Source organism: Paraburkholderia sp., assembly GCF_049581445.1.
Lineage (GTDB): Bacteria > Pseudomonadota > Gammaproteobacteria > Burkholderiales > Burkholderiaceae > Paraburkholderia.
Genome location: NZ_JBAURZ010000233.1, coordinates 25,933 through 39,012 on the forward strand (window position 1 = coordinate 25,933; position 13,080 = coordinate 39,012).

The window sequence follows — 13,080 nt, forward strand, 5'->3', positions numbered from 1 at the left end:
CACTCACCTCAAGCGACTGCCGCGTCACTGCGGCCTCGCCTTCAGCTTCTCCACCGTAGCCTCTGAGATTGCCTTGGCGGTGCTTTTGATCGCCGCTTTCTCGTCCTGTCCTGCCATCACGAACTTCGCGGCAACCACGTAGGGATTGAGTTTGATGACGGCGCCAGGTTTGTCCTTGCTCGTCCCCTCCTCGGTCTGCTGATAGAGCGGCGGCAGGTTGGGCGTAGACAGGTCGTCGAGCGACACCGCAACCTGAAAGTCAGTTTGACCCGCACCCAATCCGACCACGGCACGCTGCAAGCGGTTGCCCTCGTCCACGCTCAGAAATACACCGCGGATTTGCCAGCCGCTAGTAGGTGCCGGCTGATCGGGCGCGATCCGGCGTGCATCGACACCCGCTTTCTTCAGATCGTCGGTGAGGTCGTCGGCCATGTCCGCGACGACTTCTTTCGCGTGCGTTTGAGGATCTTTCGATGAGCGTAGCGGACCGCTCGGCAGCGCGCTACCCAAACGCCGCAGACGGCTACCAGGACCGCTGTCCGGTTTGACGTTAGCCACGTCGAGATCGAAGTCGGCCACGTAGACGACCGGGGCGGGAGACGGGAAAGGCGCGCTATCCGCCGCAAAACTGGCTGTCGTGATCGCAGCCAGCGAGGCCGCCAGCAAGGCGGGTTGCAACCAACGAAGCAGCATGACGCGCCTCCGGGTTCGTCGTATCGGCGCCAGTTATCCTACAGGGCGCGAGCCGCTATGTCAGATCCTTCAGCAACGCCGCCCGGATGGCCGGCTCGATGGTCTGCACCGGCACCGGATAATTCGGATGATCGCAGCCAATCTGCAAGGCTGCGCCGTCACGCAGACGCGTTTTCATCGCAGGCGTCAATTCAAAGCGCACAAAGTGCACGGCTGAGGTCTTCTGTTCGTTCTCTCGCTCCAGATCTTCGTCTGCGATTGCATAGACAGGCGGTTCACCTTCCACCTGGACAAACACGCTATCTTCGATCCCGATCAGACGCGTGAGCGCCGCGTGCCGCTCAATCTCGTTTTCGTATTCGATCTGCATCGTCGCCTTCAGATTGCTGCCATCGGGTACCAGCGGCAGGTAGGCGTTGAGTTCGCCCTGAATGCCGTCCTCATCGAAGATTTTCTCGATGTGAAGCATTTCCTGAATCTGGTAGCGAATCGTCGTCTCGTCTTCGAACAGAAAGGTGACGTGATTACCAAGCGGCACAGTGCGCTCTTTCTTGTGCTCAATCACCTTGGTGCGCATCGCGATGCGCGACTTCGAATAGTTCTCGAGCGACAACAGCGAATTACGGGCGATGCTCATCGGGTGTCCTTGCGGTCTAGACGGGTTATCAGAGGCCATAGGCCTTGCGCAGCAGCGTGAGCGGATGCGCCAGTTGCCCTTTCGACAAACCGTTTTCGTCGAGCCCCTGTTCGATATGATGGCCGGCCAACTGGCAATCCGACGAAATGTAATCGGGCTGTGGTTGTGCCATCGCCTTGAAAACCGGCGTGCCGATCTGCATCGCCGTGCGGTGAAACTCCTTCTTCACGCCAAACGTGCCTGCATGGCCTGAGCAGCGTTCGACGACGGTCACTTGCGTATCCGGCACCAGCGCGAGCGTCTCGGAAGTCTTGCGGCCAATGTTCTGCACCCGTGCGTGACAGGGCACGTGATAGGCCACTTTGCCGAGTCCCGACTTGAAGTCGGTTTTCAGAAGGCCATCGCGGTGACGCGAGACGAAATATTCGAATGGATCCCAGAAGGCTTCGCTGACCGCGCGCACATCGGCATCGTCGGGGAACATCAGGGGCAACTCGTGTTTGTACATCAGCACGCAACTCGGGATAGCGCCAATGATCGCGTAGCCCTCACGAGCGTAATGGGCCAGCACCGGCAAGTTCTTTTCCTTCTTGGCGGCGACGCCCTGCAGATTTCCCTGCTCCAGTAACGGCATCCCGCAGCATGCTTCGCTTTTGACCAGTTCGTAAGAAATGTCGTTGTGAGCGAGCACGGCAAGCAAATCGTGGCCAATGCCCGGTTCGTTGAAATTCACGTAGCAGGTCGCATAAATCGCCACTTTGCCCGGCGTGCGTTCGCCATCCGTGATTTGCGTAGCCGGCGATTTTTTTGCGGCGCTGCGGAATTTGCGGGTGGCGAAATCGGGCAACCAGGCATTCTTGTCGACACCTAGCGCGCTTTCCATCATGCCGCGTGCGGCCGCCGTGTGATTGACCGCGTTCACCGTTTGCGTAATCACTGGGATGCCGGCGAGGTGGCCTAACGCATCCGTGTTCGACAGAAACTTGTCGCGCAGCGGGACGTCGCCCTTTTTGTAGTCAATCGCCTTGGCGCGCAGCATCAAGTGTGGAAAGTCGACATTCCACGGATGCGGCGGCACATAGGGACACTTCGTCATGTAGCACAGGTCGCATAGGTAGCACTGATCGACCACCTTGCCGAAGGCCGACTTATCGACGTCGTGCACTTCGCCGCTATCCGTCTCATCCACCAGGTCGAACAGCGTCGGAAACGCGCCGCATAGCGAGACGCAGCGACGACAGCCGGCGCAGATGTCGAAGACTCGCGTCAGCTCCTCGTCGAGGGCCTGCTGATCGTAGAACGCGTCCGAAAGCCAATCGAGCGGATGCCGGGTGGGCGCCTCGAGACTGCCTTCTTTGTGGGGCATGACGTCAGGCTCCTTTTATGCTTTTGTCGCCTTGATATTCTGACTGCGAACCGCCGCAGTCACAACGCAGGGTTGCGATGCACCGCAGCATGCGTAATGAGGACACGAACGGGAGCCTGCGGACTATCGCCGCAAAGCTCCCGCCTTGTTTTTCAAGGACGCCGCTGCACGCCGACGCGCCTTCGTGTCGATACTTGCGTACGCTCAGTCCACTAGCGCGTCGAGCGCCTTCGTATAGCGGTTGGCGTGGCTACGCTCAGCCTTGGCGAGCGTCTCAAACCAGTTGGCGATTTCGTCGAACCCTTCGTCGCGCGCCGATTTCGCCATGCCCGGATACATATCCGTGTACTCGTGCGTTTCGCCGGCAATCGCCGCTTGCAGGTTCTGACGCGACGAGCCGAACGGCAATCCGGTGGCCGGGTCCCCTACTGCTTCCAGATACTCGAGATGGCCATGAGCATGGCCTGTTTCGCCTTCCGCCGTGGAACGGAATAGCGCGGCCACATCATTCTGGCCCTCGACATCTGCTTTGGCCGCGAAATACAGATAACGACGGTTCGCCTGCGATTCGCCGGCGAACGCTGCCTTCAAATTCTCTTCGGTCTTTGAACCTTTGAGTTGCGACATCTGAGCCTCCATGCAAGCCTGTAACGTGGGGTGCGCGATGGTCGACGTTGGGACGTCTACGTGTGCATACCGTGCAGACGCGCTGCTGCAGCGTGACATTAAATCTAGAAGCTTGCCAAGGCGTTCCCCAATTGTGTTTTTCAATGCCGCCGATAGTTGTTTGCCTTGCATAACGCGCACCCGCGTCTAGACTAGTAAAGCGAAACTTCGCGAACTGTGTACGGGACTGCCATGCGCCTGACGATTCTCATCAACGGTTCCGATCCCACCGTCAATCACGACTACGCTGTGCTCTGGCTTGACACCGACGAACACCGGTGGTCGAGAGAAGCGCATCAAGGGATCGATCTGCCCCCGTGGGGCGAATTGCGTGACGCCGACGGCGTCACCACGTTGTGCGCGCCCAGCGCCGATGCGCCGCTGTGCACGTTGCGCGGTCTGCACGTGGATCGAAAGCAGCGTGTCAGTTCGGCGCAAGGCGATGCCGCATGGTCGTGCGTGCCCGCGCGGGCGCCGACCAACGGGTACTGGCGTCTGCAGGCGGTCGATCGTCAACCGGTGCACGCCGAGCATCGCGTATTCGACAGCTAAAGCACGCTTGTCGCTCGCGTCGCTCACTCGACGTCGACACCACCCTACCTACTTAAAGCACGCGGACATCCCGCGTGTTTTTGTTTAAGCGCGCCCCGCGAACCGCGCGCGCGACGCTATACTTTCGCCCCCATTACTCCTATGCATGACTCGACGACTCATGAAGAAGTGGCTTGCGTCTCTGTTGTTCGCGGTTGCCGCTCACGCGGGCGCCGCCCCCTCCTGCACGGAGTTCACGCCCAATGCGCAATGGCCCGTGCTGACCAATTCGAAGATGGCGCCAAAGACGCGCATGCTGTGCTATTCCGACTTCGCCGTCCTGCATTCGGGCATCACGCATGGTCCGCTGTGGTCGGCCGAACATCTGACGCGCGATCACATCGAAGCGGCACAGGACATGGTGCGCACCAACAAATTCTTCGAGGACGACCGGCTGCCTGAAGGTGAAGGCGCGACACTCGCGGACTACAAACGCAGCGGCTATGATCGCGGGCATATGAGCCCAGCTGGCAACCGCTGGAATCCGCAGGCGATGGCCCAGTCGTTTTCTTTGGCGAACGTGGTGCCGCAGAATCGTCAAAACAACCAGCGTCTGTGGGCGCGCATCGAAACCGCCGTGCGCAGACTCACTACGCGTTACGACGATACATATGTAGTGACCGGACCGATGTTCAGCGGTCAGCAGTTGCAGACCATTGGACCGACCCACGTATTCGTGCCCACGCAGTTGTTCAAAGTGGTTTATGTGCCGTCGCGCCAGATGGCGTTCGCGGTCGTGGCCGACAATATCTCGACGAATCGCTACGACATCAAAACGGTTCATGAGCTTGAAGCGATGAGTGGCATTCGTTTTCCGGGCATACCGGAAAATCTGAAGGACCAACGGCCGGGAGGACTCAAAGGTGTTTAACGCTTTCTCGAACGACGACGATGAACTCAACATTCAAGGCGACGCGCTGACGGTGAGCAACGGCACAACGCGCGTAACCGTGAGCGGCACGCTTGAACTCACCAAAGACAAACGCGGCCTGAACGCTGCACTCGCTTTGAAACAGGCGCTGGATAGCGTGGTTGCCGCGTTGCAGTCTCAAGCCAATTTACCTGAGCAAATCAAAGACGAGCCGGATGCGAAGCCGGGTGTGGTTGATAATCCGTTCAATTAGTTATTCAGCCGAAGGCAAACCGTGTGGCCGGTTCGTACCGGCTGCATCGATAAGGCATCCCAAGTTTTCTTAAGCCAAACTTAAATCATCACATCTGCGCCGGCTGGCAACGCGTCGCCCTCTCTTGGAAGCGATTGTTTCGCAGGTTACGTTTTGTCACCAGAGCAGCGTCAACTCCTGTATTCCGGCTAACGTTAAACCGGCAGCGCTGAAACTTTTCAGCCGCGACACCAGGAGTCAGACCATGAAGATGATTATCGCTGCCATTGCTTCCACCTTGCTCGTTTCGACGGCTTTCGCACAAACGGCGGCGCCGGCGATGTCGAGCGGTCAACAATCTCAACCGGCTGGCCAGGCAAACCTGAAAGCCGGGGCGATGGCGCAACCGGACGCAACAAAGACGGGCGCGTCGGCCAAGCATGTCAGCGCTACACCGGACAAGTCCGAAGCGAAGAAGACCGGAGTGGCTCGCACGGAAAAAACTCAGGCGCACAAGATCAGCAAAAAGCCGCACAGCGTTGTCGCAAGCACCCACAAGGCCACGAACAAAACCGATGTCAGCAAGACGGATAGCAGGGAGGCCAGCGCCAAGCCGGTGAAAACCGACGGTGATAAAGCCGACACCACCCAGACCAACTAAGGTGATCGGTTTCCGGCGTCATCCGGCCCACTAGCCTTATCAGTCGAAGCCGAATATGCCGTTGGGGAAGGCGAGTCTACGGACTCGCCTTTTTTGTGCGCGAAGGACACGATATCTGCCTTCTCTGCGACACGCCCTAATGCGCGTCTAGATCGGCCAGCGCAGCCAGTTTAGCCGCATCGACGATTTCGATTTCCGCATAGCGTAATTGCAACGCACCCTTCAGTTCGAACTGCTTAAGAGTTTGATTGATGGTTTGGCGCGACAAAGCCAACATCATCGCAAGGTCTTCCTGCGGCACCTTGAGCACTCGCCGCAACGCGCCCGGTTCGCCGTAGCCCCCCGCCATCAGCAGCAGGCGTCGCGCAAGACGCTGCGCCGCAGGCAATAGCGCCGCTTCCTCGATCGCTTCGAACGCGAGGCGTAACTTGTGCGTCAACAGCAGGCCGAACGCATGCCAGTGTTCGGGCGTGCGTTCGAGCATCGTCACCAGTTCGACGCGTGGCAAATGAAACAGCACCGAATCGCGTTCAGCATAAGCGTCGTGGGTTCGCGGGCGGCCGTCAAACAGCGCGATCTCGCCGAACCAGTTGAGCGGCTCGATCAGCGCCAGCAACGCCTCTTTGCCTGCAGAACTTGCCGCGCCAATGCGCATCAATCCATCCAGAACGCAGTAGAGTCCGTCGTCGGGATCGCCGCGCATAAAGAGCCGCTGGTCTGCCTGCACATGCTGCACGCGGCCCCGCTCGATCAGTTGCGCACGCAACGCTGCCGGCGCGGCGCGAAACCACGCGCTGCGCTCAAGCACCGCCAATGGCTGAGACGACGAAAATGGCAAAATCATAGCTTGTCGCACTGTACTGAAGCGCCGAATTGTCGGCTACCCGATGGTTTCAAATTCCGTTGCCCGCGATTATGATCACTTTGACCCAGGAGCGGCACCCATGAGAACGCTGACCCAGCAACTCACGCAATATGCGGACTACCACCGCGACCGACGCAATATCGCCACGCATTTCATCGGCATTCCGCTGATCGTGCTGGCAGTTGCTGTGTTGTTGAGCCGTCCCGTGTGGACACTCGCCGGTTTGCCTTTTGGGCTCTCGCCTGCATGGGCGCTATTCATTGCGGCGACGCTGTACTACCTCGTGCTCGACCTGCCGCTCGGCATCATGATGGCGGTCGTCTCGGCGTTGTGCCTCGCATGCGGTCAATGGCTCGCCGCGCAATCCACACCGACGTGGCTCGGGTCAGGCGTTGGGCTCTTTGTGATCGGCTGGGTGTTCCAGGTCATTGGCCATATTGCGTATGAACATCGCAAGCCGGCCTTTGTGGATGATCTGGCGGGACTAGTAATTGGACCATTATTCGTACTCGCCGAAGCCTTGTTCGGTTTTGGCTGGCGCCCGGCGCTGCGTGAAGCGATCGAAGCCCAAGTAGGTCCGACACGCATCAATGGCGCGCGGGCCGGAGTGCATCACGGGCGTTGATGCCGCTTGTCCGGGTCAACGCGCCTGGAACCCGGTTCGGAACCGGGTTTGCAATAAGCTCTCCTAACGCGGTGCCAGGCGCACCAGCCGCGCCCCGTGCAGCGCTGTCAGCGCAACCGCCAGCCAGATCGGCGCATACGTGGCAAGTTGCTGCGTGGTCAGCGTCTCGCCCAATAGCGTCACCGACACCAGCACCAGCAAGACCGGTTCCACGTAGCCCAAGATTCCGAACAGCGCCATCGGCAATAGTCTGCTCGCCTTCAGGTACGACGCAAGCGCCACCGTGCTGAGTGCGCCAAGTCCCGGCAGCAGCAGACACCACATGTCGAGGCGCCCCGCCAGGATCGACAGTGAACCGCCCAGGACGACCTGCACGATGGCAACCGGCAAAAGCAAGCTCATCTCCAGCGCGAACGCGGTCAGCGAGTCCGCCTGAATTTTGCGGCGCAGCACAAAGTAAGGCGGATAACCCAGCGCGACCAGCAGCGTCGGCCAGGAAAATGCGCCGGTCACCCAGACCTCATGGGCAACGCCTACCGCAGCGCACGCCACAGCAAGCCATTGCAGCCCGTCGATTCGCTCGCGGTAGTAGAAGCGTCCGACCAGCACCATCGAAAGCGGCAACAGGAAATAACCGAGCGAAACTTCGAGCATGCGCCCGTGCAGCGGCGCCCACAGAAACACCCAGAGTTGCGCCCCAAGCATGGCCGCGCTGACGATCAAGGCAAGGCCGGTGCGCGGCTCGCGTACAGCACGCGCCACCAGTTGACGCAGCAATGGCCAGCGCTGCCGCAACGCGATCAGCAGCAACGCGCCCGGCACCGTCCATAGCACGCGCCAGGCGAAGATATCGAGACCGCTTAGCGGCGCGAGCAGCTTGACATACGCCGACAGCAACGCAAAAAGCGCCGAGGCGCAGACCGACAGCGCAATCCCCCGACCCGGTTCGTACTGGTTCATTGCGCGGCCCATCTCGCCCAGCCGGTTGAGCCGCGCGCCGCGCGCTTACCCGCCAGCGCGGGCCGCTCTGACAGCGGCAACGTAGCGTCAATCGTATTCATTAGAGGTTTTGTCTCTCGAGCGTGCAACGAGTCACGTGTCTCGCCGCTATGCATGCTTTGTTTTGTCACGCAAAGGCCGCATTCTAGACGGGCTGGCAACAATGCGAGCCGCTGACCGTGAATTTGTCCGTGCGCGTTGGGCTTCCATGCACTAGAACATAACTTCACGCCCGCGCCGCCTGTTCCCGGAGCGCCTTCGCATGATCCACCCGCAAGCTCGGTTCTTGCTTGCTCATCCCGGCCAGTCCGGCTCATAGCCGTCCATGCGGACCTGCGGTCCGCACCCTCCTGATGTGCATGGCGCCGTTGCGCGTTGTGCGTACAACGATCCACACCGGGACAGAACCTCGTTACCGGAACGTGAAAACTGGAGCAAGCATGACTCAGCCAGCCCTATCGCAGGACGTCTCACCCGATTTCGCCGCGGAGGTGCGCGCCGGCCTCACGCACACGCCACAAAAGGAATTGCCGTCGAAATACCTGTACGACGAAGTGGGTTCCGCGCTCTTTGAAGTAATCACGGTATTGCCCGAATATGGCGTGACGCGCGCGGAGGAACAGCTGCTTGCCAGGCACGCGGTGGACATCGTCGCGCAACTGCCGCACGACGTGACCGTGGCCGAACTCGGCAGCGGCAGCGGTCGCAAGACCCGGCGAATTCTTGAGGCGCTGTGTAAAAAGCGTCCCACTTCATACTTCCCGATTGAAATTTCGCGCAGCGCTTTGCAACTTTGCCGGCGTGAACTGGGTGATATCGAACGGATTTCGATTGTCGGTTACGAGCGCGATTATCTGGCCGGCCTGGCGGAAGTCAGCAAGAATCGCGCGTCCGACGAGCGTCTGCTGGTGCTGTTTCTCGGCAGCACGATCGGCAACTTCGGCCGGCTCGCGGCGACCCGCTTTTTGCGTTCGATTCGCAGCATGCTGGCGCCTGGCGACACATTGCTGCTTGGCACCGACCTCGAAAAACCAGTCCCGGTGCTGATCGCGGCATACGATGATTCGATCGGCGCGACCGCCGCCTTTAACCTGAATCTGCTTGCGCGCATCAATCGCGAACTGGGCGGCGATTTTCCGCTCGATGCGTTCGAGCACGTCGCGCGTTTCAATCCGGACGCACGCAGCGTCGAAATGCATCTGCGCGCGCGCCGTCCCGTTAGCGCGCATGTGCGGGCCGCGCAACTGACGGTGACGCTCGACGAAGGCGAAACGATCTGGACCGAGAGCAGCCACAAATACCGCGCCGAGGAAGTCCATGCGATCGCGGACGATGCAGGTTTCGGCTGCAGTCATCAGTGGATCGAACGGGACTGGGGCTTTGCCGAAAGCCTGCTGGTGGCACGGTAGGAGCGATTCACCACGCGCGCCGCACCCGGGCAGCTCAGTGCTGCTCGAAGCGCTCGTAACGTTTGTCCGACGGGCGCTCTTCGCCCGTCACCTCACTCACGCGCGCGGCCGGCGGGCCGTGGCGCAACCACGAAAGCATCCGGTCAACCTGATTGGCGGAGCCCTGCAAGATGGCCTCCACTGAGCCATCTTCCAGGTTGGCCACCCATCCTTTGATACCGAGCGCGTGCGCCTGGCGCACCGTGGCATGGCGGAAACCCACGCCTTGCACGACGCCGCGTACCCGCACGTAGTAGGTTTCGATCCGCGAATCCAGATCCGGGCCTGTCATGCCGTCTTCTCCTGACAATCTTTCAAGCCGGCATTCTAGTCGCGTCGTGGCGAGCGTGCTTGGCTGACTTCAAAACGCGGCGGGTACCTCACGTACAATCCGACGACCGCCACGCAGGGAACTGAAAAGAATGATGGATAACAACCGCGATCTCGTACTCGTCACCGGCGCTTCCGGCTTTGTCGGGTCCGCAGTGGCGCGCATCGCGCAACAGAAGGGTTTCAACGTGCGCGTGCTGGTGCGCGCCACCAGTCCGCGCCGCAACGTCGAGGCGCTCGACGCGGACATCGTCGTGGGCGACATGCGCGATGAGGCGTCGATGCGCTTGGCGCTGCGTGGCGTGCGCTATCTGCTGCATGTCGCGGCGGACTATCGCTTGTGGGCGCCTGATCCGAGCGAAATCGAACGCTCGAATCTGGAAGGCACCGAGGCCACCATGCGCGCCGCGCTGAAAGAAGGCGTCGAGCGGATCGTATACACCAGCAGCGTGGCCACGCTGAAGGTCACGAGTTCGGGGCAATCGGCGGATGAGACCTCACCGCTGAAGGCCGAGCAGGCAATCGGTGTGTACAAGCGCAGCAAGGTGCTGGCCGAGCGTGCGGTCGAACGGATGATCGCTCAGGACGGCTTGCCCGCTGTCATCGTCAATCCGTCGACGCCCATCGGTCCAAGGGACGTCAAGCCAACGCCGACGGGCCGCATCATCGTCGAGGCGGCGCTCGGCAAGATTCCAGCTTTCGTTGACACTGGACTGAACCTGGTGCACGTTGACGACGTCGCGGCCGGGCACTTTCTCGCGCTCGAACGCGGCAAGATTGGCGAGCGTTATATTTTGGGCGGAGAGAACCTGCCGCTGCAAGCGATGCTCGCGGATATCGCCGCGCTTACCGGCCGCAAGGCACCCACCATCAGCTTGCCGCGCTGGCCGCTCTACCCACTCGCGATGGGCGCCGAAGCGGTCGCGAAGATCACGAAGCGCGAACCGTTTGTCACCGTCGACGGTCTGAAGATGTCCAAGAACAAGATGTACTTCACCTCCGCCAAGGCGGAACGAGAGCTTGGCTACCGTGCGCGGCCCTACCGCGAGGGGCTCGCGGATGCACTCGAGTGGTTCAGACAGGCGGGGTATCTCAAGGCGTGAAGGCAGGAAACGCAAGCCGTGGCGGCTATCTCGTGCATGGCTTTCGTCTGGCCCGGTCAAGCGCTTGTCTGAGGGCCGCCGCGTACCGCTAGTCGAACCCGCAAGCACTTTGTTACAACGTCGCTCAACTCGCGACGGGTCACAGCCCGCTTACAGCAGGTAAAATCGCGGGTCTTACCAGAGAACCCTCGCATGAACCTTCACGAACAGCTCGGCGCGCTTGAAGTGAGCGTCGATCAGCTCATTCAGGCTGTCGTGGCCCCGCAGGCCAGCAACATCCCAGAGACATCCGCAGAAACGGCAGCGCCGCATGCGTCGGCAAATCACGCCCCGTCGCCCATGGAGCACGCCCATGCGGACGAGGCGGCCGCCGCGCCCGAAACCGCAACGCAGACTGCTGACGCGACCGCGTCCGAGGTTTCTGAGGCGCCCGCGGAGGCGTCAGAGGGAAAGCCCACCCTGTCGGTCGGCCGTCCCAGCCAGAACGAAATCACCATGACGATCGGCGGCAAAACTGTGTCCCTGCATCCTGAGCAGGTCGGTCAGTTGATCGAAGAGCTGTCGAACGCGCGTGCCTCGATGTTGCCGGAGCCGGCGATGAACGTGCCACCCGGCTGGCGCTTCGTGTCGACCAAGAATCCGGCCATGGCGGTGCAGAAGCAGTCGAACGGCGATCGCGTGCTGGTCATGCGCCATACCGGTCACGGCTGGGTGCCGTTCACCTTGACGCCGGATATCGTGATTCAGATGTACATGATGCTGACGCAGCGTTGACGCGAAAGCCGGTGGTGTAAACGCAAAAGCGGCGCCGTGTGCGCCGCTTTTGCTTTATTGCTTTTGCATTTGCGTTTGCGTGGGTTTTTGCCGGTCACCGCGGTGGACTTCTGCGTTGCGCCGGCCAAGGCTTAGCGATCCGGCTGAACCGGCGCCTGTACGCGTGCCTTCCACTGACCACCCTTGCCGCGCCAGTAGCGCACCGCCGACGCGAAGGTCGCGCCCACATAGAACAGCGCGATCAGCGGCAGGAACGGCGCCCAAAACGGCGAGCGGTTGTAATAGCGCAGCATCGGGGCGTAGGCGCAGCACATGACGGCCCACGCGACCCACGCCGGCCAGCACAACGGACCCAACGCCAGCGCCGCAACCGGCGGAATCAGGTAGATGATCGTCATGCCCGCCAGCGTGCCGGCCAGCATCCACGCGGAATAGTGCAGTTGCGTGAATGCCGTGCGCGCGATCATGTTCCAGATGTCCCGCCAGCTATCGTAAGGACGCAGCGACACGCTGCGCGCGGCCACATCCAGCCGGATGGGATGCCGCCCCGTGCCGCGATGTTTGATCCGCGCAGCCAGACTGCAATCGTCGATCAGTTCGGCGCGGATCGACTCGATACCGCCAGCTTCTTCCAGCGCAGTGCGGCGCACCAGCATGCAGCCACCGGCGGCCGCTGCCGTCTTGTTTCGTGGGTTGTTGACCCACGCGAACGGATAAAGCTTGGCGAAGAAAAACACGAAAGCCGGGATCAGCGCCTTTTCCCAGAACGAGTCGCAGCGCAGCCGCACCATCAGCGAAACCAGGTCGCGCTGTTCCGCGTCGGCGCGCTCCACGAGTTGCGTCACGGCGTCGGCGGGATGGCCGATGTCCGCGTCGGTCAGCAGCAGGAAGTCGGCGGACAAACCGAGCGTCCGCACCGCCTCGATACCCTGGGACTGCGCCCAGACCTTACCCGACCAACCCGGCGGCAACGGCTTCGCGCTCAATACTGTCAGACGCTCGGGACATTTCAGTTCCAGCGCGGCGGCGCGGGCGGCGTCAGCAGTGCCGTCGGTACTGTGGTCGTCCACAACGACCACATGAAACGGTCCCGGATATTGTTGACTGAGCAGCGTGCCGACCGCCTGCGCGATTACGTCAGCTTCGTTACGGGCCGGCACGACTGCAGCGACGGCGGGCCACGTCTCGCGCGGCGGGCTGGCGAGTGGCGCCGCGGGAC

The 13,080-nt window shown here is 61.2% G+C and carries 16 protein-coding genes; 8 read left to right on the forward strand and 8 right to left on the reverse strand.

All coding sequences use genetic code 11. The features are described from left to right. Positions 1–24 precede the first annotated feature (24 nt). The 4 genes from WCA85_RS20195 to WCA85_RS20210 all read right to left on the reverse strand — a co-directional run bounded on the left by WCA85_RS20195 (position 25) and on the right by WCA85_RS20210 (position 3,323). On the reverse strand, positions 25–693 hold the full coding sequence (locus WCA85_RS20195) for a DUF4410 domain-containing protein (RefSeq protein WP_424066649.1): 669 nt from the start codon (positions 691–693) through the stop codon (positions 25–27). Between the two features lie 55 nt (positions 694–748). Further along, on the reverse strand, positions 749–1,330 hold the full coding sequence (locus WCA85_RS20200; protein WP_424066650.1) for a DUF3501 family protein: 582 nt from the start codon (positions 1,328–1,330) through the stop codon (positions 749–751). Positions 1,331–1,358: 28 nt separating this feature from the next. Then, complete coding sequence (locus WCA85_RS20205) at positions 1,359–2,696, reverse strand: heterodisulfide reductase-related iron-sulfur binding cluster (protein ID WP_424066651.1); 1,338 nt, start codon at positions 2,694–2,696, stop codon at positions 1,359–1,361. 204 nt (positions 2,697–2,900) lie between these two features. Beyond that, a complete protein-coding gene (locus WCA85_RS20210; RefSeq protein WP_424066652.1) occupies positions 2,901–3,323 on the reverse strand; it encodes a rubrerythrin family protein in 423 nt (140 codons plus the stop codon). Positions 3,324–3,554: 231 nt separating this feature from the next. On the opposite strand from WCA85_RS20210, the gene WCA85_RS20215 reads away from it, so the two are divergent. The 4 genes from WCA85_RS20215 (at position 3,555) to WCA85_RS20230 (ending at position 5,717) form a co-directional block, all read left to right on the forward strand. Beyond that, positions 3,555–3,914 carry a DUF3564 domain-containing protein gene (locus tag WCA85_RS20215; protein WP_424066653.1) on the forward strand — a complete coding sequence of 120 codons (360 nt, stop codon included), beginning with the start codon at positions 3,555–3,557 and terminating at the stop codon, positions 3,912–3,914. Positions 3,915–4,074: 160 nt separating this feature from the next. Then, entirely contained in the window at positions 4,075–4,824 is a 750-nt protein-coding gene (locus tag WCA85_RS20220; protein WP_424066654.1) for a DNA/RNA non-specific endonuclease, read from the forward strand. Further along, positions 4,817–5,077 (forward strand): hypothetical protein, encoded by a 261-nt coding sequence (locus tag WCA85_RS20225; RefSeq protein WP_424066655.1) that lies wholly within the window; start codon positions 4,817–4,819, stop codon positions 5,075–5,077. The genes WCA85_RS20220 and WCA85_RS20225 overlap by 8 nt, the downstream gene beginning before the upstream one ends. Before the next feature lie 124 nt (positions 5,078–5,201). Continuing rightward, positions 5,202–5,717, forward strand: a complete 516-nt coding sequence (locus WCA85_RS20230; protein WP_424066656.1) for a hypothetical protein — start codon at positions 5,202–5,204, stop codon at positions 5,715–5,717. 136 nt (positions 5,718–5,853) lie between these two features. Here the strand turns inward: WCA85_RS20230 and WCA85_RS20235 are convergent, their stop codons facing one another. Then, complete coding sequence (locus WCA85_RS20235) at positions 5,854–6,561, reverse strand: Crp/Fnr family transcriptional regulator (protein WP_424066657.1); 708 nt, start codon at positions 6,559–6,561, stop codon at positions 5,854–5,856. A 100-nt stretch (positions 6,562–6,661) separates the two neighbouring features. Here WCA85_RS20235 and WCA85_RS20240 point away from each other — a divergent pair, with 100 nt between their 5' ends. Beyond that, positions 6,662–7,207: a DUF962 domain-containing protein gene (locus tag WCA85_RS20240; protein WP_424066658.1), complete on the forward strand. Its 546-nt coding sequence runs from the start codon at positions 6,662–6,664 to the stop codon at positions 7,205–7,207. Positions 7,208–7,270: 63 nt separating this feature from the next. On the opposite strand, the gene rarD is transcribed toward WCA85_RS20240, so the two are convergent. Then, positions 7,271–8,167 carry an EamA family transporter RarD gene (gene rarD / locus WCA85_RS20245; protein ID WP_424066659.1) on the reverse strand — a complete coding sequence of 299 codons (897 nt, stop codon included), beginning with the start codon at positions 8,165–8,167 and terminating at the stop codon, positions 7,271–7,273. A gap of 479 nt (positions 8,168–8,646) precedes the next feature. On the opposite strand from rarD, the gene egtD reads away from it, so the two are divergent. Further along, positions 8,647–9,615, forward strand: a complete 969-nt coding sequence (gene egtD, locus WCA85_RS20250) for an L-histidine N(alpha)-methyltransferase (protein ID WP_424066660.1) — start codon at positions 8,647–8,649, stop codon at positions 9,613–9,615. 34 nt (positions 9,616–9,649) lie between these two features. On the opposite strand, the gene WCA85_RS20255 is transcribed toward egtD, so the two are convergent. Continuing rightward, the gene (locus tag WCA85_RS20255; protein WP_424066661.1) at positions 9,650–9,946 is read right to left on the reverse strand and encodes an acylphosphatase; all 297 of its coding nucleotides are present in this window, start codon (positions 9,944–9,946) and stop codon (positions 9,650–9,652) included. Positions 9,947–10,076: 130 nt separating this feature from the next. On the opposite strand from WCA85_RS20255, the gene hpnA reads away from it, so the two are divergent. Both hpnA and WCA85_RS20265 read left to right on the forward strand, forming a co-directional pair. Then, the gene (gene hpnA / locus WCA85_RS20260) at positions 10,077–11,087 is read left to right on the forward strand and encodes a hopanoid-associated sugar epimerase (RefSeq protein ID WP_424066662.1); all 1,011 of its coding nucleotides are present in this window, start codon (positions 10,077–10,079) and stop codon (positions 11,085–11,087) included. A gap of 192 nt (positions 11,088–11,279) precedes the next feature. After that, on the forward strand, positions 11,280–11,861 hold the full coding sequence (locus WCA85_RS20265; RefSeq protein WP_424066663.1) for a hypothetical protein: 582 nt from the start codon (positions 11,280–11,282) through the stop codon (positions 11,859–11,861). Between the two features lie 131 nt (positions 11,862–11,992). On the opposite strand, the gene WCA85_RS20270 is transcribed toward WCA85_RS20265, so the two are convergent. Beyond that, a partial coding sequence (locus WCA85_RS20270; protein WP_424066664.1) for a glycosyltransferase occupies positions 11,993–13,080 on the reverse strand: 1,088 nt, incomplete at its 5' end.

What these genes read in the sequence shown, in the direction of transcription:
- WCA85_RS20235 (WP_424066657.1), bottom strand. Translation starts at nt 6,561, where the DNA reads ATGATTTTGCCATTTTCGTCGTCTCAGCCATTGGCGGTGCTTGAGCGC.
- WCA85_RS20210 (WP_424066652.1), bottom strand. Translation starts at nt 3,323, where the DNA reads ATGTCGCAACTCAAAGGTTCAAAGACCGAAGAGAATTTGAAGGCAGCG.
- WCA85_RS20205 (WP_424066651.1), bottom strand. Translation starts at nt 2,696, where the DNA reads ATGCCCCACAAAGAAGGCAGTCTCGAGGCGCCCACCCGGCATCCGCTC.
- WCA85_RS20255 (WP_424066661.1), bottom strand. Translation starts at nt 9,946, where the DNA reads ATGACAGGCCCGGATCTGGATTCGCGGATCGAAACCTACTACGTGCGG.
- WCA85_RS20220 (WP_424066654.1), top strand. Translation starts at nt 4,075, where the DNA reads ATGAAGAAGTGGCTTGCGTCTCTGTTGTTCGCGGTTGCCGCTCACGCG.
- WCA85_RS20215 (WP_424066653.1), top strand. Translation starts at nt 3,555, where the DNA reads ATGCGCCTGACGATTCTCATCAACGGTTCCGATCCCACCGTCAATCAC.
- WCA85_RS20195 (WP_424066649.1), bottom strand. Translation starts at nt 693, where the DNA reads ATGCTGCTTCGTTGGTTGCAACCCGCCTTGCTGGCGGCCTCGCTGGCT.
- egtD (WP_424066660.1), top strand. Translation starts at nt 8,647, where the DNA reads ATGACTCAGCCAGCCCTATCGCAGGACGTCTCACCCGATTTCGCCGCG.
- WCA85_RS20240 (WP_424066658.1), top strand. Translation starts at nt 6,662, where the DNA reads ATGAGAACGCTGACCCAGCAACTCACGCAATATGCGGACTACCACCGC.
- rarD (WP_424066659.1), bottom strand. Translation starts at nt 8,167, where the DNA reads ATGAACCAGTACGAACCGGGTCGGGGGATTGCGCTGTCGGTCTGCGCC.
- WCA85_RS20200 (WP_424066650.1), bottom strand. Translation starts at nt 1,330, where the DNA reads ATGAGCATCGCCCGTAATTCGCTGTTGTCGCTCGAGAACTATTCGAAG.
- WCA85_RS20265 (WP_424066663.1), top strand. Translation starts at nt 11,280, where the DNA reads ATGAACCTTCACGAACAGCTCGGCGCGCTTGAAGTGAGCGTCGATCAG.
- hpnA (WP_424066662.1), top strand. Translation starts at nt 10,077, where the DNA reads ATGATGGATAACAACCGCGATCTCGTACTCGTCACCGGCGCTTCCGGC.